Annotated in this window: 15 protein-coding genes and 2 pseudogenes; 4 read left to right on the top strand and 13 right to left on the bottom strand. The window is 26.9% G+C overall.

Features of this window, described 5'->3' with window-relative positions:
- The first annotated feature begins 86 nt into the window (after positions 1 to 86).
- Positions 87 to 296 (top strand): cold shock domain-containing protein, encoded by a 210-nt coding sequence (locus HUJ77_RS13145; RefSeq protein WP_291709334.1) that lies wholly within the window; start codon positions 87 to 89, stop codon positions 294 to 296.
- A gap of 116 nt (positions 297 to 412) precedes the next feature.
- On the opposite strand, the gene HUJ77_RS13140 is transcribed toward HUJ77_RS13145, so the two are convergent.
- The 5 genes from HUJ77_RS13140 to HUJ77_RS13120 all read right to left on the bottom strand — a co-directional run bounded on the left by HUJ77_RS13140 (position 413) and on the right by HUJ77_RS13120 (position 3,506).
- Entirely contained in the window at positions 413 to 958 is a 546-nt protein-coding gene (locus HUJ77_RS13140) for a hypothetical protein (RefSeq protein ID WP_291709333.1), read from the bottom strand.
- Between the two features lie 26 nt (positions 959 to 984).
- Positions 985 to 1,695, bottom strand: coding sequence for a DUF4367 domain-containing protein (locus HUJ77_RS13135; RefSeq protein ID WP_291709331.1), 711 nt, complete (start codon positions 1,693 to 1,695; stop codon positions 985 to 987).
- Entirely contained in the window at positions 1,673 to 2,236 is a 564-nt protein-coding gene (locus tag HUJ77_RS13130) for a sigma-70 family RNA polymerase sigma factor (protein ID WP_291709330.1), read from the bottom strand. Before HUJ77_RS13130 ends, HUJ77_RS13135 begins: the two co-directional genes overlap by 23 nt.
- Positions 2,237 to 2,507: 271 nt before the next feature.
- Positions 2,508 to 2,861, bottom strand: a complete 354-nt coding sequence (locus HUJ77_RS13125) for a YciI family protein (RefSeq protein ID WP_291709328.1) — start codon at positions 2,859 to 2,861, stop codon at positions 2,508 to 2,510.
- A gap of 252 nt (positions 2,862 to 3,113) precedes the next feature.
- Positions 3,114 to 3,506, bottom strand: coding sequence for a hemerythrin family protein (locus HUJ77_RS13120; RefSeq protein ID WP_291709325.1), 393 nt, complete (start codon positions 3,504 to 3,506; stop codon positions 3,114 to 3,116).
- Positions 3,507 to 3,915: 409 nt separating this feature from the next.
- On the opposite strand from HUJ77_RS13120, the gene HUJ77_RS13115 reads away from it, so the two are divergent.
- Positions 3,916 to 4,731, top strand: coding sequence for an FxLYD domain-containing protein (locus HUJ77_RS13115; protein ID WP_291709323.1), 816 nt, complete (start codon positions 3,916 to 3,918; stop codon positions 4,729 to 4,731).
- Between the two features lie 122 nt (positions 4,732 to 4,853).
- Here the strand turns inward: HUJ77_RS13115 and HUJ77_RS13110 are convergent, their stop codons facing one another.
- The 3 genes from HUJ77_RS13110 to HUJ77_RS13100 form a co-directional block, all read right to left on the bottom strand.
- Entirely contained in the window at positions 4,854 to 6,020 is a 1,167-nt protein-coding gene (locus tag HUJ77_RS13110; protein WP_291709321.1) for an iron-containing alcohol dehydrogenase, read from the bottom strand.
- 449 nt (positions 6,021 to 6,469) lie between these two features.
- Positions 6,470 to 6,886 carry a helix-turn-helix transcriptional regulator gene (locus tag HUJ77_RS13105; protein WP_291709319.1) on the bottom strand — a complete coding sequence of 139 codons (417 nt, stop codon included), beginning with the start codon at positions 6,884 to 6,886 and terminating at the stop codon, positions 6,470 to 6,472.
- Between the two features lie 108 nt (positions 6,887 to 6,994).
- Positions 6,995 to 7,300 carry a hypothetical protein gene (locus HUJ77_RS13100; RefSeq protein ID WP_291709318.1) on the bottom strand — a complete coding sequence of 102 codons (306 nt, stop codon included), beginning with the start codon at positions 7,298 to 7,300 and terminating at the stop codon, positions 6,995 to 6,997.
- Positions 7,301 to 7,424: 124 nt separating this feature from the next.
- On the opposite strand from HUJ77_RS13100, the pseudogene HUJ77_RS13095 reads away from it, so the two are divergent.
- Positions 7,425 to 7,640 (top strand): annotated as a pseudogene (locus tag HUJ77_RS13095) (transposase); the annotation flags it as partial.
- Positions 7,641 to 7,839: 199 nt separating this feature from the next.
- On the opposite strand, the gene HUJ77_RS13090 reads toward HUJ77_RS13095, so the two are convergent.
- Positions 7,840 to 8,157 carry a GGDEF domain-containing protein gene (locus tag HUJ77_RS13090; RefSeq protein WP_291709316.1) on the bottom strand — a complete coding sequence of 106 codons (318 nt, stop codon included), beginning with the start codon at positions 8,155 to 8,157 and terminating at the stop codon, positions 7,840 to 7,842.
- Between the two features lies 1 nt (position 8,158).
- On the opposite strand from HUJ77_RS13090, the pseudogene HUJ77_RS13085 reads away from it, so the two are divergent.
- Positions 8,159 to 9,034, top strand: a pseudogene (locus HUJ77_RS13085) (transposase); the annotation flags it as partial.
- A gap of 171 nt (positions 9,035 to 9,205) precedes the next feature.
- Here HUJ77_RS13085 and dptH read toward each other — a convergent pair.
- The 4 genes from dptH to HUJ77_RS13065 all read right to left on the bottom strand — a co-directional run bounded on the left by dptH (position 9,206) and on the right by HUJ77_RS13065 (position 19,624).
- Complete coding sequence (gene dptH / locus HUJ77_RS13080; protein WP_291709314.1) at positions 9,206 to 14,470, bottom strand: DNA phosphorothioation-dependent restriction protein DptH; 5,265 nt, start codon at positions 14,468 to 14,470, stop codon at positions 9,206 to 9,208.
- On the bottom strand, positions 14,451 to 15,863 hold the full coding sequence (gene dptG, locus HUJ77_RS13075; protein ID WP_291709312.1) for a DNA phosphorothioation-dependent restriction protein DptG: 1,413 nt from the start codon (positions 15,861 to 15,863) through the stop codon (positions 14,451 to 14,453). Before dptG ends, dptH begins: the two co-directional genes overlap by 20 nt.
- A complete protein-coding gene (gene dptF / locus HUJ77_RS13070; RefSeq protein ID WP_291709310.1) occupies positions 15,863 to 17,641 on the bottom strand; it encodes a DNA phosphorothioation-dependent restriction protein DptF in 1,779 nt (592 codons plus the stop codon). The genes dptG and dptF overlap by 1 nt, the downstream gene beginning before the upstream one ends.
- A gap of 159 nt (positions 17,642 to 17,800) precedes the next feature.
- Positions 17,801 to 19,624: a hypothetical protein gene (locus HUJ77_RS13065; RefSeq protein WP_291709308.1), complete on the bottom strand. Its 1,824-nt coding sequence runs from the start codon at positions 19,622 to 19,624 to the stop codon at positions 17,801 to 17,803.
- Between the last annotated feature and the right edge of the window lie 253 nt (positions 19,625 to 19,877).

The raw sequence follows: 19,877 nt of genomic DNA, 5'->3' as shown, positions 1-19,877 counted from the left end.
TTTTCACTTTCTTAATGGCAGAGGTTTTAAAACATAAATTTTGATAAATACTATTTAATGATATCTAAAATTAAGGAGGAAAATTAATGGCAGAAATAACAGGAGTAGTTAAATGGTTTAATTGTGATAGAGGATATGGATTCATATCTTGCAATGAAGGAAATGATGTATTTGTTCATCACTCTCAAATAAAAGAGAAGGGCTCTGAAAAGTCTTTACATGAAGGTGAGAATGTAACCTTTGATATTAAAGAAAACGAAAAGGGTCCTATGGCTGTAAATGTACATAAATTATAAAAATATTTATTGTAATTTTATTTTTGAATGTATATAGTTTATATTTATATTTCTAAAAAATAAATCAAGAGGCTATGAAAACAGCCTCTTTCAAAAAAAATTAGAATAAAATATACTTAACTTTTCTTTTTACTAATTAAAATAGTAATTCCTGAAAGTACAGAAATTGCTAATATTGATACTAGTATAATATATAAATTTAATTTATCCCCATCATTATTTTCAGTATAAAGTTCAGCATCTTCAACAGTATCTTCATTACTTGTGATATTAAATTCAGTAGTTTCAGAATCTTGATCTGAACTAATTAATTCAGCATGTTCACCACCAACAACTCTAATCTTATCTCTTCCAAGAATACTATAAAGATATTCAGCATTTTCTTCGTTATAAGGTTCTATTCTTAGCTCAACAGATTTATCAACCATTCCTGTACTTAATACAGTAAATCCTTTTTCTTGGATTTCCTTACTATTTTTATTATAAACTATATCTTCTATTTCTTCTTGTTTTTTAGCTAATTCTTCGTCAACTACAGCAATCTGTATAATCTCATCTACAGACTTATTCTCTTCATTTAATTCTGCAAAAACTGTATTAGATGATAATAATGATATTCCTATTCCTAAAATGAAAACTATTAAAAATTTAAATTTTTTCATAAAAATCACTCCCATAATTTATTTTATTATTTCATAGATATTGCAATCTTAATAGCATCTTCTTTTGTAATTAATCCTTGAATTAAATAATGAACCTCATTATTAAACCAATGTAACTGTGTATTAACACCATCTTCATTTTCTATTCCTGTTAATCTATCTGTCTTTATATATCCTATACTCCCATTAATATCAACTTCCTCAAAATCACCAAATTCATTTGATATTTGTCCCTCTTCTTGGATTATAATAAAGGACTTTCTTTCTGAAAAATAGTTGCTAATGATTCTAGTCGCATGTCCTTCCTCCAACCCCCAAGCACTAATTTCTTGAATTTTATAATCCTCTGGAAGGTACATAGGTGTAAGATAAAAGTCTCCAAACTCTACTTTTGCCTCATCAATAGTATCTATTACCCACTCTTTTTCTTCTTTAACATTTAGTATATTAGTAGAATTCTCTGGATATATATCTGTATCATCAGAATTCATAGTAATATCAAGTTCTTGCTTTTTTTCTTTATTCTTTAATAGAAGACTATTATATATATTTACTATTCCTATAATTAAGAGAAAACTGGCAGCTAGTATAAGTATTTTATTAATTAACTTACTCTCTTTTTTTAAGCACTTTTCAAAGGTTTTATTCCTAAGCTCTTCATCTACTTTAATATCTTTCATAATATCATCTGCTATATTCTTAAAATCCTTAATTTTATTTACTTCCACTCCAATCACTCCTCCCTCCTAACTTACTTTTAAGAATTTCTCTGGCTCTGTGTAATCTACTTCTTACAGTTCCTTCAGCCACATTTAAAATTTTACTTATTTCAGTTGTATTACAATTATGATAGTAGTAAAGTATAATAACCTCTTTAAATTTATTTGATAGAGCCATTACCTCTTCAAATAATATTTTATTTTCTTCTATTTTAATAATCCTACTTTCAATTCCTATATTTACATTCTTATCCTTTAGCTTATCAGTAAGCAGCACCCTCTTAATCCATGAACTTCTCATCATATCTTTGCATACATTAATGGTTATTCTAATTATCCATGTTTTTTCACTACTTTCTCCCTTAAAGCTTCCAAGCTTATTGAAAACTTTAATAAACACTTCTTGGAAAGCATCTTCAGCACTCTGTAAATCTTTCAGATACATATATGATGTCCTTAGAACATCATTACCGTAGGTATCCATTAACCTCTGTATTTCTTTTTCTATATCTTGACCTTTAGTTATATTATTCTCCTCTGGTACCGAAAGGGAATTCATAAGCTACCTCCTCTCTGAGATTCTTATACTTATTAGACGTAATAAGTTAATTTTCCGCTCCATACTTTTATAATAATTTAATTAAATTAAACAAAAATTTACTTGAATATCAATCACTATGATTGTCCTTTTTAAATATATATTTCATCTACTTACATTTTTATATCAAAAAAGTGCATAAGAATAACTATTACTCTATTGCACTTTAATTTTTCTTTAAATATTTATATTAAATTCTATAATATAGTCTATTGATACTACTTAATTAAACTTATTCAAATAACTGACGTAATTCAATCTGACCTTCTCCATAACCTTGGGGATCTGGCATACGCATAGCCCACTCAATAGCTTCTTCCTTAGACTTTACATCAATTAGAATAAAACCAGCAATTAGATCTTTTGTGTCATTAAATGGCCCATAAGTAATTACTGGTTTTGCTTCTGATTCTAAATATGAAATACGCATAGCATTTGAGCTTGGGTGAAGCCCCTTAGCCATAACTCGAATTCCAGCCTTAATTAAATCCTCATTATACTTGTCCATATCTTCCATAAGGTCTGGACTTGGAAGATTACCAGCTTCGGAATTCTTTGAAGCTTTTACAATCAACATAAATAACATAATTCTAACTCCTTTCTTTAAAGTATATATTACTAGTTAAAACTTATCTATTCTATTATTTATATATATGGTAATTATTACATTATACTTAAATATGCATTTGTAATCTATATTATTTCTTCTAAAATAATTATTATCCTTAAAACTTTAATTAATTGAATATGTATATTATAAATTTAGGTTATTAATCTGAGGAAGTCACGGATTAATATAAATTGTATTTTAAATAAACATTTTATGTATTATTTATTGTTAATTTGTAGGTATTTCCTTATCTACCGTTACAACATGATCAATTATCCAATTAGAAACATATTTTAATATCTCAAGCAATTGACTTTGTTGATTATTATCAATAATGTTATAGTCTATGGCCTCTATTTTTCTTATAAAGTCATCATGATTTAATTTATGTTCAAAAAACTTATTATATCTAATTGAAACCATATATTCTTCTTCAGCTTTAAAATGATATTTAGTATACTCCTTTAACCCTTCAACAGCTGCAATTATTTGATCATATTTATCTATTAAAAACTCATTATAATATAATTTATATGTTTTATTAAATAATCTAAATAACTCCTTATGCTGTTCATCTACTAATTCTATGCCCGTTTTATATTTATCCTTCCATTCGATCATTTTATAAATCCTCTCTAAAAATAGAATTTATTCCTTATTATATTATTTTATTTTTATCTTTTTATTAATTAAAATGCCCTACAATACACAATTTAAAATAATATTCTTATAAAATTCCCCCACTTATTTAAATTAAAATCTCCCCTTGATATTCCTCAGAATTAATTACTTTCTAATTATAAAATAATATCATAATATACTTCAATGAATTATATTGATTTATTTGGTATTATTGCTGTATATTCATTAAATCATTCGACTAGAATCAACTTTTTAATTTAATATATAAATTTCTTACTAATATTATAAATACCTCCTACTGTAACATATCTACATAAATTGTAATTTTGTGTAATTATAATATAATTTATGTTATAATTTAGTTGTAAACTATAAGGAGGTGATTATAATGAAAAGAAAATATACATGCATATTTTCAATATTTATTTTAACTATATCTTTATTTGGATGTAGCTCAGCAGCGAAAGAACCTAAAGTTTTAACAGATACTGATTTTATAGTAAATATGGGTAAGGCTTTAGAAGCTCGTTGGAAGTTTGTAGATTCAAGCGAAAGCTCAAGCGAAGTTATTGAAAAAATGTCTACTTCGGAATATCAAAGCTATCTTACTAAATGTGTTACTGCTGAAACTGATATCCTCAAATCTTATGATGATTATGTTTTTGAAAATGAAGATCTTGCAAAATTAGCAAAACAATATTTCTTTGCACTAGAATTGCAAAAAGAAGGTGTAAAGTATGCTAGAACTAACAATTATCTGGATTATGAGCAAACCTTTGATTTAGGTTATAATTATCGTGTAGTTTTAGTTAATGACTTGTACGAAAACTTCGACCTTAAAGTAAATGAGAAATATAGTAAAAACCTTAATGACTTTATTGCTTTAAGCAGTACATCAAAGAAGTTTATTTCAATTCAAGAATTTGTAAATTCTTTAAGTGAAACCTTGTCATATACTAAGGATGAGGAAAAATCCAATGAATATTCAACGTATTATAAAGCTATTATTGAAAATACTACAGATTATACTATTGATTCATTAACAATAGAAATTGACTTTTTAGATGCCTCAGGTGTTGTTATTAATCAAACCTCTGACCATCTTAAAAATTTAACAGCTGGCAAGAAGATAGAAAGTTCTATTTTGATAAAGAATGAGAATTTTGAATCTATGGAATTTACAATTACTGCATATAATAATTAATTTATCCTAACTATCAATGACTACTAACAATGGTAGTCATTTTTCACATTTAACTTTCTATATAGAAATACCTACTTAAACTTATATTAAATATTAAATACTCTTTTGGGCTATGCTTTTTTCTATAAACACATCGTGTATATTTCTTCTATAGCTTTTTGATCTAAATCTTTAAATCCTTTAATGACGTTTCCTTTGCAAGCTCTATTGGCCATTAAACTAAACTTAGATTCATCTATTCCTATGGCTTGTAGGTTGCTGTCTAATCCTAAAGTGTTAAAGAAGAAATCTGATAACATTTCTACACTCTTCTCTGCAACAACCATTTTATCTAAATTTTTGTCTATTCCAAATACATTGCATCCAAATTGATAAAACTTTGATGCATTTGTTTCATCTAAACAGTATTTCATCCAACGAGGTGTTAAAATGGCAAGTCCTAGACCATGAGTAATATCATAAAATGCGGAAAGTTGATGTTCCATTGGATGACAACTCCAAGCTTGTGCCTTTCCTCCACTAATAGATCCATTTATTGCCCAAGATGAAGCCCACATTAAGTTTGCACGTGCTTCATAATTAGTTGGATCTTTTATTGCAATTGGTGCATATTTAATAACTGTCTTCATAAGTCCTTCTGCTACAGTATCTAACATATATAAATCTTGATTCATATTGAAATAAACTTCTATAATATGAGATAAAGTATCAGCAGCACCACAGGCAGTTTGATAAGGATTTACTGAATAAGTATTAGTTGGATCTAAGAAAGAAACCTTAGGAAGCATCTTAGGATGACCATAACCAATTTTCTCATTTGTTTCTAAGTTAGTAATTACCCCACCATTATCCATTTCTGAACCTGTCGCAGAAAGAGTCAGAATTGTAACTATAGGAAGACAATCCTTTACTTCAGCCTTTCTAGTTAAAATATCCCATACATCTCCATCATGGAAGGCTCCAACTCCAATAAATTTTGTAGCATCAATAGTAGAGCCACCCCCAACAGCTAAAAGAACATCTATCTTTTCATTTTTACAAATTTCAGCTCCTTTATTTACTGATGTAATTCTAGGATTTGGTTCAATTCCTGAAAGTTCGAATAATTCTAATCCAGCCTTTTCAATTTCAGCCACAACCTTATCATAAAGTCCTATCTTCTTAATAGAACCTCCACCATAAGTCATTAAAACCCTAGTTCCATATTTTTTAAGCTCTTTCCCTAAGTTACCAAGTTGATTTTCACCAAAGTAAACTTTAACAGGTATGTCATAAACAAATTTATTCATATTAAGTATCCTCACTTTCCTTTTATTCTTCAAAAAATTCACAAAATTTATATTATTATAAAGTATCCTATATTAATACTTTACTACTTAAATTTAAATCTAAGTCAATTACTATTTTACTTATATTCTACAAATTATACTATAGTTCATATTAAAATTAATAATTTGTATATTCAAAAGTTAAAATATAGTGATTTGATGACTTTCTTTTAAATTCATTTTTTAATTAATTATATATTAATTTTAACACACTATGGCTATATATGTTAATCCCAGGTTAATAAATCTCTTAATAACTATAAAATCACCCAATATAAAAATACACTGGGTGATTTTTAATTATCTAAAATCACAATTAGTCTCATGGTCATTGACTATAGCTATTGCTTGAAGAGATTAGTAAATTGTTTTGTTCCAACAAACTTTATTCCACGTTTCTTTAAAATTTATCATTCTTTTTCAATAATCATTTCTTCAACATCTATTCTTTCCAATTTATCAGTTTTAATATTAGTAAACAAAATAAGCCCAACAATATTTAAAAGTATTAATCCCAATATAATTACTCCTACTATTTTCCAAAAAATATTCCACCTTCTATTCTTAATGGCTAACTGCTCGTTTATTCTGGCTAACTGTTCTGCAATTTCATTTCTATTATTTTCTTCTTTCATTTCGGCTCCCAATAGTTCACTCACACTTACATCTAATATATCTGCAATTTTCTGTAATGTAATAGCATCAGGAACAGATAAACCTTTTTCCCATTTCGATACGGTTTGACGTACCACATTAACCTTTATTGCCAAATCTTCTTGTGTAAAGCCTTTGCTTTTTCTGATAGCTTTTAAATTCTCATTGAACATATTTGTTCCCCCTTGTATCTTAATAGCTTTATTCTATCTTCAAACATATAATTTCTTCAAGCAATGCATTTTAACCTTTCTTTAATAACCTCAAAAATTATAATTTTTCTATTGTTTTCTTAAAAATAAATCCTTTTTCTTTAGCCAATTATCTTTAATTGACTTTCTCCATCCAATTTCAGATAGAAGTTTATACATTCTTCTAGGAAAGTTAGCTGTAATAAATATGTCTTCTCCTGATGATTTTTTTAATATATTATTTGAGAGTTCTTTAAGTTCTACATCTAGGTTTTTCTTAGGACCATACCCAATTTCCACACCTTTTAAGGCTGTTATCATTCCACCAGCACCAATTCCAAGCCCCTGTTCCCATTGTAATCCTGCTTTTTCACACCAATTTTTCATTATTTCCATAGCTACTAAATTCTGTTGTCCTTCATAAAACCACAGCTTACCAAGGAATAAACTGTAATATCCTTTTCTTTTATTATTGAAAAAACTCTTCCATTTGAATAAAGCAATTTAATTATACAGGCTACTTTTATACCAAAAAAGAATGATTTAGGAGGGGTTAAATTATAGAAAATTATATGAACCATACTCTACATTAGGTAGAAACCCAGCAGTTTATCCTGTAATCTTATTTTAAATTATAGTTTATGGATATATGAATAAGTTATATTCCAGTAGAGAAATTCAAACTGTATGTAATAGTGATATTAACTTTATCTGGCTTTTGCAGGGTAAAAAAGCTACAGATAAATTTGAAAATGTTATAACTGAAGTTGGATCCGAAAGCGAAGAAAATTATAATTACTTATCAGAACATAATCAAAATTCATATATAAAACCATAAATTTACGAAAATTCTTTTATTCCCCAATAACTAATTTTTAGATTTTAAAGAATATAATTAATATTCCCCATTAAATAACTTTTTTCAATTTATTATTTTAACTTATAACTTTATTTCTTCCACTTTCTTTTCCCTTATATAATAATTTGTCTGCTCTATTAATTAAATCATATGGTTTAATATAAATATCAGGTATTGTTACTGCTACCCCTAAACTAATTGTTATTACTGAATCTATTTTTTCATTTTTAATTGCCAATCTTTCAACTTGAACTCTCATGCTTTCTGCAATAACTAAAGCATCTTTTTCTGTAGTATTTGATAGCATTACTATAAATTCTTCTCCACCAAAACGTGCTACTAAATCTCCCTCTCTTTTAACAACACTTTTTATTACTTCAGCAACACTTTTCAANTTTATTGAAAAACAAAGTAAATATGATAATTATAACAGTATATTTAATGGAAGAAATAGTTTTTCAAAGATTGATAACGACGCTACCTTCATGCATATGAAGGTAGCACATATGCAGAATGGTAAATTAAAGCCTGGATATAATATTCAAATTGGCGTTGAAGGTGTGAATATGTTATTGGAGTTAATGTGTCTAGTGAACGTTCAGATCAGTTAACATTAATACCGTTCTTAGATAAATTAGAAGAATTACCTATGAAGTTTGAAAATGTTATAGCTGACGCTGGATACGAAAGTGAAGAAAACTATAATTACTTATCAGAACATAATCAAAATTCGTATATAAAACCACAAACTTATGAAAAGTCAAAATCTAAAAAGTCAAAAAAAGACATTAGTAAGAGAGAAAATATGACTTATATTAGCGAAGATGATTATTATATATGTTCTTTAGGAAATAAATTAATCCCTGTTTCAACTACATATATAAATTCCAAATCAGGTTATGTATCAACAATTACTATATATGAATGTGAAAATTGTAGTGGATGTCCTTATAAAAATAAATGTACTAAAGCTAATGCTAATAAAAGATTGCATGTTTCAAAAAAACTTTATAAAATATCGTGAAAAATCATTAGATAATATAACGACTCATGAAGGGAAGTTATTAAGAATGAATATATCTATACAGGTCGAGGTAGCATTTGGTGTATTAAAGCAAGATTACGGATTTAGAATATTCTTGCTTCGTGGAAGTAAAAATATAAAAGTTGAATTTTTACTTCTTTGTTTCGGGTACAATATTAAAAAATTATTTAACAAAATAAATCAAAATAGAAATAGAATATTGTTACATGAAATGAAAATAGCGTAAAGTAATGATTTTGCAAATAGGAGGTTCTAATGATACCTTCTATTTGTTGTATTTAGAATAATTTTAAATATCAACTATTACCATAAAAATTATAGATAATTGTATATAAATAATAAAAAAGGGCCGTCTACGTAAATGATAAAAAATCATTTACGAGACAGCCCCTTTTTCTTATCTATTCTTATTCATTTCCATCCAGAAAGCATTATCTTCCATATAGATAACATCTTCAACATTTCCTAACTTTACTAAGCTTTTATGTTTTTCCAATGACTTAATTTTAGTAAATAGCTCATCTTCCTGTGTTCTATTCGTTGTATTATATATATATTTTATATCTTTTATTGAAACATCTGATACTTTGTGTACTACCCAAGTTAATATATAGTTGGCATATTCATTATCCCCTGCAGAAAAATGACTTAGTAACTGTGTTGATAGTATCGTTCCTACTCCAAACATTCTCCCCTCTTTCAATATTTTTTTTAAACTTTGAAAATTTTCACATAGGAAGTTATCAGCTTCATCAACTAATATCATCTTACTTAACTGCCTATACTTTCCGTAAAGCTTACTCTCTCCTAATACTTTCATTTGTGAATAGAATATATCTAGTATTATACCTACAACTAAATTTTGAATATCTGAATCGCTATCTGAAAGATCTATTACTGTAACCCCATCAATCATATCATATAATGACTTAGAATTATCTCCATCTGGATCGAATATTTCAAAATCATATAACTTATCTAAACATGCAAATAGTTTATCTTGCTTTAAATCCTCATTATCAAAAAACTCCATACATACTTCTGCTATAGTAGGTGGTTTATTATTCCATGTATCTGGATCATTCTTTTTAATTCCATGTTTATCATATGCACTCATTATAAGTTCTTTTAGCTTGTTCTCTTGAACTGTGCCTAAACCAAAAGCTGTAGTCATAGTATGCTTCAAAGCATTAGCAGTGTGTAATGGTAATAAGTTTTTCTCCTTATTCCCTTGAACTAATTCTAATGGATTAAACGGAAGATGATATGTCTTATATACCTTAGCATTTGTAGCTTCAACAAATTCATTATCTATATAATCACCTTTATAGTCAAATATTAATAGCCCAATCTTTTTACCATCAATATTTTGATAGGTATTTTTATTTAATTGATATATAAGAGATTTAGTAAACTGAGTTTTTCCTGTTCCCATAGTTCCAATTATACCTGTATTTGTATGGTTATTTTGTATTGAATCAGTTGGATACCAAGTCACCTTAGTATCCCTATGAATATCCATTCCAAAAACTATAGATAAAGGATCATTATTTTTTGCTATATCTTCAATATCACCTGAATTATCTTTATCATATGGCACACTAGGATTTTCATCATCTGAATTATACTCATCATTAGAAGTTTTATCTACTGATGCTTCACAGATTTTACCTTTATATAGGTTATATAATAATGCATCACTTTTTATATCACTCTTATCTAATATAAAATTGTTCTTTATTTCTTCAATACTTTTTAAAATATTTCTATAGCCTGATGCTTCTGGGAATATTAATTCTAAAATCTTGTTTCCCTTATCATATTCTTCCTGCTTAAAATCATCTCCTAATTCATCAACACCAATTGAAACAAGTTCTCCATTCTTTTCAAATGATATATCGCTTTTAAAAGTAAATATAGCACCTCTTCCAATTATTTCATCTAAACTATTAGATATCCTATAATCATCATTTAATAGCTTTGTTCTTACATCAGTTTCTATAATAGAATCCCACTTTTGTTCATCCCACACATTATAAAGTTTTAATTTCTCAATACTTACAAGAACTAATTTAATTAGGAAGTCTCTAAATATCTTTGCTTGTAATTTATCGTTAATTTCTTTGCTTATATTCCTTTCTATATGGTTTCTTGTTTTGTAAGCTTGTAACTTTGCTTTTTTAGTTACATCCCCTTTAATTTGTCCAATCTTAACTTCAATTGGATAATAGTGAACATCTATATTACCATCAGCACAGCATTCTATTCCAACTAATAGCAAATCATCTGAATAAGCACCATCACCACTTAAATTGCTTACTGAGAACAAACCTTCTTTACTACTTAACCCACAACCTTTGGATACTCTTAGAATTTCCTCTAAAGAAATAGGAACCCATATTATATTTTTATTGTAAAAGTATGCTAAACTTAATTTTATAGTCGATATAATACTAAGCTTCTCTCTATCTTCGTATCCATTGCAAGAAATAATTTTTAACAACCAATCTCCATTTATAGCATTAAAGCAATTTATTACTTTAGTTATTAACTCATCATTATTTCCTATTAAGACATTTTTGTTTTCTAAGAAAGCCTTTATTACGTCCTTATATTGCTTAGTCTTTTTAGTTACTGTAATAGAGTCATATCCAGAAGATGGAGTATATTGATCACTATAATGTATAATAAGTAAATCTTTCTCTTCAATAGTATCCTTAAAGAATTGTAACCCAACCATTGGATTTATGAATGTTACCCAAGTTGAAGATTCATAAATACGATTTAATTGATCTTCTTTATATTCATCTATAGCAGTAGTTATACAACGACTATCATCATATGGTGATTGATTTTCAGCTGAACAAATTAATGCATTCATTTTAGTAGCCATTTTTAGAAGGTTATTTTTAGAATAAATAAACTTAGTTCCATAACCTGTTCTATATGACTTAGCTATTTCTTTAGAAGGAACTGATGATAATAATCCACCAAGTGATACACCCGTATTTATATTTTCCATTATTGTATTTTTATTAGAGAATTCATGCTCCATTTCGTAGAATGTTATATGACTGTATTCATACTTAGTAGTATCGTAATTCTTTATATAATAGCTAAGCTTTGAATTTATAATATCAAAAATATCATCCTTAGAATACTTTTTGTTGCTAGATTTTATTCCAAATGATAAACCTAGCTTTTCCTCAGCTTCATCAGCATTCACATAATTTTGAATATCCTCAAATACGCTATTGCCAGACTTATTATATATATTAATAATAAGTGGCCTTAACTTCCCAATTCCCTTACTCTTTAATACTTCGGTATAATAGTCTATTATCCCTTGTAAAATATCTTTAGAGTACCCTGTATTAATTAAATTAATCTTTAATGGTAGTTCTGTAGATAAGAATAAAGTCTTAAAGTGTTTTATAAATTCGTTTATTTTTTCTCTAACTAACTTTTTAACAAAGCCTCTATTCCTTTCATTAAAATTAACATCATTTATTACATATTGCTTCCACTCCTTAGAATGATTTTGTTCTACAGAGCTATAAAGCTTTTCTCCACCAAAAGATATATAAGGAATAAGGTTTGTTGAATCTAATTTATTGGCAATTTCTTTTTCTAAGTCTTCCTCATCAGAAATTACTTTATTTTTTAACTCTTCTGTTATCATAAGTTGATATGACACATTAATAGGATGCAATGGTGTTAATAATATCTGGCTAGTTGAATCCATTCCTTCAATTGTTCCAACTCTTAATAAATCAACAAATTCATCACACATATTGTCATTATACTTAATCTTTTCTAAGTTCGAATAATATATATCAATATAATATTTTAATCTTTCTGCTAAATCTTCATCAATATAAGCTAAGCTTGGTAAAGCAGCATTTGACTTATAGTATTCAAGAATTCTGTTATACGCATTTTTTAAATGATTACAAACTTTTAACTCTCTAACTTTTAGTTTCCCATTTGATTCTACAAATGCCATTCCTCCATTTTTTAAGATAAACTCTTCTCTATCAAGATTAACTTTAAATTCATCATAAGCAAAATTAACATCATCATCTTTAATAATTTTATTATCTAAAAATTTATAGCTACTCTTATACCTTAATTTATTTATCCAAATTTGTCTTCCACTAATACGTGTAATCTTAGAGTTGCTTCCAACAATATTAAAAGGAATTGTTAGATTATCTAGAATAAGATTAAATCTATATACATCTTCATTTTCATCTATTTTTATATTATTTTTTAACTTAAACTTATTAATAGAATTAATAGCTACATTCTCATCTTGGAAATTCAAAGTTATTGATGATATATCTTCTCCATATGGATTTAATGTAATTTCTGAATCTGATGTTGTCAGCGTAATATTTTGTTCCTTTTTCTTTTTATCTATATTTATAGTGTAATCAGTTCTTACAACTGTATCTTCAAATATAGATTTATCCATTGGAATAATAATTATCTTAAACTCAAACTTACTCTTTCCTGAGTACGATATCTTATAAAAACTAACCTTATCTTCTAAGTCTTCTAATATAACATTAATCTTTCTATTATTAATTTTAGCTGAAATATTCTGCCCAAAATCACACTTAACACCTTTATCTTTCATAGTTTCTAACTTATTATCAAATGCAAAAGATAATTTGATAGTATCAACTTTATCCTTATTAAAAATAATTATGTTTCTCTTTCTTTTTTGCGCCTTAGTTGGGCCTTCTTCTTTCTCCCAGTAATCTTCCTTAGAGATATTTTCTATAGAGGTACCTTCATATACGATATCTTTTTCGTCATAATTATCCATAGACTGCCTAACAAATTTATATTCTTCATTAAACCAGGCTTTATTAGATAATTTTCTTTTTCCTGCTTCATCTAAAAATTTTTCTAAATTATTCTCTATATCTCCACCATATTTATGGATATTGTCTATCTTTAAGTATGCTTGGGAATTATCATTTAACCTACTAATAGCTTCTTTCTCATCATTAATTGTATCCAGCTTATAATCTTTAAACAATCCAAATTCTTTAAATTCAAAATCATTTATATAGCCTTTATTTATTATAGATATTATATCACTATACTGTAATATTGATTGCCCTTCATCAGAGTCTTCCCTCTCCCTTCTCCTTAGGTCAAACTTTAATACATATTTTGCACTTAATGCAAGATTACTTGTATCTATAAGATAATTTATATCATTTATTAATGTCTTAGAATGGAATGGCATACCTTCCTTTTGAAAGTTTATAACTCCATCTGTTATAGTATCTTTATTACTTGTATGAATGAATAATATAGCTGAATTCTTAAATTGAGACTTAATGTTTGTACTAACTTCATTTCTTAATGTAGCTAAGAAATCTGGATTAATACCATCAATTGTAGCTGCAACAATTAATATGACATCACTAAACTTAATTGAATAGGTCGTATATTCCTCGTACTTCTCATTAACTTGATATTTAAATACTTTACTGTCAGAGAGATTTTTAATTTCTTCATATAAGTGCTTTACATCTGACTCTTTTTCAAATTGAATTTCGTATCTATCACCATAAGAAATTCTTGTCCCTTCAAAATATTCAATAACCTTTTTTGCTAAAAAATTATAAAATTGTTCTAACATATAATGCATCCCCACTATCACTTTTCTTTTCTAATACATTTAATCTTTGATAAAAATCAATTAATCTATTTCTTGAATCCTTATCTAGATAAACCCCTCTTCTTTCAAGTTCTTTTATAATGTATTGCAATCTAACCTTCTGCTCATCTTTAATACATAGTTTAGTTAATAGTATTACATACTCTTCTGTTAAGTTTAATGTCATTCCATTTCTTCCTCTGTTTCTCAAAAAATTATTTCTACAAAACTCAAAAAACCAATCATAATAACGACGACTTAACTCTATAGCATTTGTAACCTTCGAATGATGATTATGTATTAATCCATATAGTTTCTCAACTTCAACTAAAATATCATCATCAGTATCAGAGGAAAATTCATATTCTTTCCAATATTCATTTTCATCTTTTATAGCAGTTTCATACATACCTACTACTTCAGATAAATTCTCCCATGTCTCTAGTTTTTCATCATCATTCATTTTGCTAACTAATTCTTTAAATTCCTTGTAATTATACTTTTTACGGCCATCCTCAGAACAGTTTAAAATATTTAGGCATATTTCATGAGATCTTAAACTAGTTATAGCACTTTCTACTAAGCACCAACCATTTTCATAGCCTATACGCCCTTTAGAAACCTTTTCCCAATCAAATGTAAAGTATATTGGTGGTACTTCCTTTTCATGAAACATATTATTTAAATTACCAACTGACCTTAATATATAAACTACATAATAGAACTTTAAAAGAGTTACTATTTGAGAACAAAAGTCTCTATTTCTTTCTAAAATATACCTCAAATCCTCATTAAAGACAGATGTAATTTCTTCTGCGAAGTTCTTATATTGTTTCTCTCTCCTTTCACTATTTATATCTAATTCTGGTAGCTTATCTAAAATTAAATCAGATAAAACATTTCCTGTTTTATCTTCAAATACGTCTTCAATAAATTTTCCATATCTCGCTTTTTCATCAAATAAAACATCATATAGGAAATTGCCCATTTCTATGTTTTCTTCTTCTGTAGTTGAATAAACTAAAACTTTTGGATGAAACTTTGAGATGTTGTTATCTTTATCAAAGAAAACTGTTGAAACTATCTCTTTAAACTTTTCTCTTTCATATTCAGTCTCAAACTCTACCGTATTTATAATATCTGAAAAGAATGAATCTTTATTAAAGTCAGTTGTATTACAATTTAATAAGTTGCAACAAAAAGATCCTATACACTCATCAAACCTTTTTATAATATCCTTATGCTCCTTTAGTGGTCTAACATTGTATGGAACTATTAATTTATCTTTTGTTTTAGGCTTGTGTGTTGGCTTCTTAGTCGGATCCTGCATACTATAATCCTTCTTTACTCTGTTTATATCAATCTTATATACCATTATTTAATCCTCTCAAATTTATACTTACCAAACTTCTTAGTGAATTTAAATGTTTCTACACCATCAGCTATGTTTTCTTTAATATAGATCTCTTTATTTTGCTCCCCATAATTCTTTATATCTTCAATGGAGTCAATAAAGCTAATAAAATCATTTCTTTCCTTTTTTTTGGGAATATACCCTTGTCTTACTTTTGTTAATAAGTTATATAGCTTGTAATCAAGCTTAACAGTTAATCTATCAACCCTATTCTTTATAACAAAATCCAATATTATGTTTGATACAAACTTATCTAACCTACCTGTTAAAACTTTATTTTCGGATTCATCTTCGTTGCATTCTAAATATAACTTTTCATATATCTTAAATCTATTTTGTGATTTCCCCATATTTATTCTTATATTGTTATCAGATGATTTAGCATTATCCAATTTATATATAGCTTCACTTACTGAGTCATATAAAGCTCCTAATTCTGCGATATTATTAGTATTAAAATAATATAGGTATTTAATAAATTCACTATAAACAGGATCCGTATATAATTCGGTATGGCTGTTGCATAAATAATCTAGTCTCAAATAATGATTAATCAACCACTTTTGAAGTTGTTGTCTATTTATCTTAGAATTAGTAAAAATTCTTTTGAGTTCAGCCTCATCATTTAATACATCTACAACATATGTGTTATCTAATGGATATACTTTTTCTAAATATTTTCTTGCAAAATAAGGTTCTCTATTTAACCTATTTATTAAATCATCCATATCCTCATTAGAACATAACACTGGATCAACATTACTTAAGGCCTTTATAATTCTAGATGAATCTTTATTTGTAAACATAATATTTGCAGTTAATGCTTCCATATATTCTATAATATTTAATCTATCTATTTTTTTAAGAAATTTTTCTCTAGTTAAGCTATTAAAATCTGGATAAACTATAATATCGTATATAAAGTTCAATATTGATCTTGTAGTTATAGACACTTTTTCTTTTATCATTATTTCAATTAGTTTATATGAAACTCCTTTCTTCACTTCATCTTTACTTAAGAGCTCAAAGTTTTCTTTTATAGGACATCTTTTTCTTACATGGCATATGGAACATTTATCTCTATACTCTGTATAAAATCTATTACTCTCAACTTTAGCAAACACCTTGTCCATAAGTTCATAAATATATTCACATCCAACTCCATCATCATTTAGAGAGAACATATGATAATCTGCAAAATTTACATATGAAAATTTATTATTCTTAATCTCTATTTTATTAATTACATCTACCATTAATATTTGATTGTTTTCTATATAGTCTTTTAACCTGCTGAAATTTTCTCCATACTCTGAATCAATAAAGTTAGTTAATGTACCTAAGTTAATTAACAACACCTTAATCGTCTCAGAGTTATCTATATTTTCATCATTATACTCTTCTAATTCTTTGTTTAACGTTTCCAAAGATGTCTTTTTAGGGTCAAAACTTTCTGTTGCATCATTATGTACCTCTATCACATCATTAAGTTTTGGATATTTATTCAATAAATACGATAGTAAATGAGATTTACCATCTCCAGCACTACCACATACTAAAATTAATCTTCCCATTGAAGCACGTATTGCATCATCTAATATCCCTTTCAGCTCTTTTTCTATCACTCTTTCAACATGCATATATTGCTTAAATTCACTAAAATCCTCAATGTTATCTACTGCCTCTTTTGATGACATCTTCAACTTTTTCAACTCATCTAGAAAACAAGTTTCAGCCATTTTTACCCCTCCAACTATTATCTATTGTATTAATTAAAAAATTAAAGCTATCTCAGGTAAAACTAGATCAATTATTTCATAATTAATCTAGTTGTTTCTAAGCTAGCCTAAACTCTACCTACACCTAATATCCATCTATTAAATCAAATAATTTATCAATCAAATACTCTTATCTATTAATTTTACCATATTTTTCGAATTTGATCCTCTATATCCAATTATTTTTGGGATATTAACGTATTCATAAACATTTTTATCATTTTCATTTATGAATTCCTGTTGTACCTTTGGAATTCTGAATAATAATCTTAATATTAATTTCTCTTTTTCATTATTACTACAACTAGAATATACCTTGCCTAAGTTAGATAAAATAACATTAGCTTTAGATCTTGATCCTGTTATTTGAACTAAATCTAATAATGCTGCAAATTTTAAATTTTCTTCAGTATCTTTTAAAGATTTATCATCACAATTCTTCCCTATTCCTATAGAGATTTCTTTTAAGGTATACACTCTATTTGAATCTTTGCTTAAAAACTCTATTAACGTAAATAGTGCTTCATTGTGATCTTGTAATTTCACCTTTTCACTTGCTAATAAGTTCTCTAAACAATTACTTTTACTTATATAGCTAATAATATCTTTAATACTAGTTCTTAATAATAAAGCTACTATATACTTGCTATATAATTCTATATTATTACAAATTGAGTTTTCATAATTACAACATTGCAAATCAATTTGCTTAGTAAAATAAAGCTTAAGAATTTCTTCTTCATCAACTTCGTTATTCTTAATTGATTCCCAGGTAATGTTCTTCTTTATACATGTATTACATAAATGTTTGTTAGCATATCTTCTTCCAAATCCATATTGGAATTTATACATATTCTCTTCCTCAAACTTTAAATCAAAGTATTCTGCTGCAATTTCAGGATAGTCATTTTCAAAGTCTATCATTGCTTGGTAAGCAGCACAATTAGTCTCCTTATTTGAATGGTATTCTTGATTAGTAATACAGAATTCCCTAAATGATTTCTTTTTAAAGAAATTAGGTTGATTACACCATCTAGCTAATTGAACATACATACCTCTATATTTACTTTTTTTGTAATCTTCATACCTCATTATATATGGTAAAGATCCATACTTCATAAGTATCTTAATTCTTTCGAATACTAATCTAATATCTTCTGAATCTTGAGATTCATATCCACTAATAACATACATCTTACAAATCTTTGTTGAATACCTTTTCCATAATTGTACTTTTTCAATAATTAACTCTTTATCTTTTATGTGATCAAAAGCAAAAATAAAATCTCCATGATACTTTGCATCATTAAATCTTTTTGCCTTTTTATCAGTCATTAACCTTATGTCTATTCCTTGTCTAAACTGAAACTTCTTTCCAGTAGATTCTATATCATTTAAAACTTCTTCCCAGTTTTCGAAAGCCAAAATATTATCATCCCATAAATATATGAATGGTCTTGTATTATCTAAAAACTCTGATACCGGTGAATGTCTAAATACTCGATCATATTTCTTATTAACGCAAAAAGAACATTTTCTAAAACATCCTCTTGTTGTAAAACCTATAGAATAATCTAAGTAATCTGAAAATTTACTTCTTTTTTTACCTAAAGCTAATTGTTCTTCTACATATTCCTTGTACAAATCATAATATGGCATGTGATGTTCTATTTCAGGGCTTAAGTTTTCTCCGCCATCTGGAAAGAAACCCGTTCCCCCTATTTTAACATGCTCCAACTCAACTACCCACTTAGGAACATTTGTAAAAGAAAAGACTTTAGAAATAAATACTTTATCATATTCTTTTACTTCTTTATAATTATTATAAATTAAAGTAACTTCATGTCCCTTAAACTTATAATATCCTGCTAATTTCATTAAAGCTAAATTAGGATGTCGTGTACCATTATCCATTAAATCTGCATCAATTAATCCAATTCTCATAAATCCATCTCCATGAAAGTAAATAATAGATCGAAAGTCCATTCGATCTATTATTTATTATACTAATATTTATACTTAAATACAATTTCAATTTGCATCAATATAAAAAAGTAATTTATATTGCTATAAAACTAAATATTATTATTTTACTAATAGACTTGTCTAAAATAATTATATAAATTTACAAGTTATATACAATCGAATATTAATTTTAGCTTTATCAAGTATATATACCTTTCCTTTACAACTTGAC

Source organism: Clostridium sp., from assembly GCF_021443865.1.
Lineage (GTDB): Bacteria > Bacillota > Clostridia > Clostridiales > Clostridiaceae > Clostridium.
The sequence above is the reverse complement of the archived record's forward strand: the minus strand, read 5'-3'. Positions and strand labels throughout refer to the sequence as shown.

What these genes read in the sequence shown, in the direction of transcription:
- HUJ77_RS13145 (WP_291709334.1), top strand. Translation starts at nt 87, where the DNA reads ATGGCAGAAATAACAGGAGTAGTTAAATGGTTTAATTGTGATAGAGGA.
- HUJ77_RS13140 (WP_291709333.1), bottom strand. Translation starts at nt 958, where the DNA reads ATGAAAAAATTTAAATTTTTAATAGTTTTCATTTTAGGAATAGGAATA.
- HUJ77_RS13130 (WP_291709330.1), bottom strand. Translation starts at nt 2,236, where the DNA reads ATGAATTCCCTTTCGGTACCAGAGGAGAATAATATAACTAAAGGTCAA.
- HUJ77_RS13125 (WP_291709328.1), bottom strand. Translation starts at nt 2,861, where the DNA reads ATGTTATTTATGTTGATTGTAAAAGCTTCAAAGAATTCCGAAGCTGGT.
- HUJ77_RS13120 (WP_291709325.1), bottom strand. Translation starts at nt 3,506, where the DNA reads ATGATCGAATGGAAGGATAAATATAAAACGGGCATAGAATTAGTAGAT.
- HUJ77_RS13115 (WP_291709323.1), top strand. Translation starts at nt 3,916, where the DNA reads ATGAAAAGAAAATATACATGCATATTTTCAATATTTATTTTAACTATA.
- HUJ77_RS13110 (WP_291709321.1), bottom strand. Translation starts at nt 6,020, where the DNA reads ATGAATAAATTTGTTTATGACATACCTGTTAAAGTTTACTTTGGTGAA.
- HUJ77_RS13105 (WP_291709319.1), bottom strand. Translation starts at nt 6,886, where the DNA reads ATGTTCAATGAGAATTTAAAAGCTATCAGAAAAAGCAAAGGCTTTACA.
- HUJ77_RS13100 (WP_291709318.1), bottom strand. Translation starts at nt 7,300, where the DNA reads ATGGAAATAATGAAAAATTGGTGTGAAAAAGCAGGATTACAATGGGAA.
- dptH (WP_291709314.1), bottom strand. Translation starts at nt 14,470, where the DNA reads ATGTTAGAACAATTTTATAATTTTTTAGCAAAAAAGGTTATTGAATAT.
- dptG (WP_291709312.1), bottom strand. Translation starts at nt 15,863, where the DNA reads ATGGTATATAAGATTGATATAAACAGAGTAAAGAAGGATTATAGTATG.
- dptF (WP_291709310.1), bottom strand. Translation starts at nt 17,641, where the DNA reads ATGGCTGAAACTTGTTTTCTAGATGAGTTGAAAAAGTTGAAGATGTCA.
- HUJ77_RS13065 (WP_291709308.1), bottom strand. Translation starts at nt 19,624, where the DNA reads ATGAGAATTGGATTAATTGATGCAGATTTAATGGATAATGGTACACGA.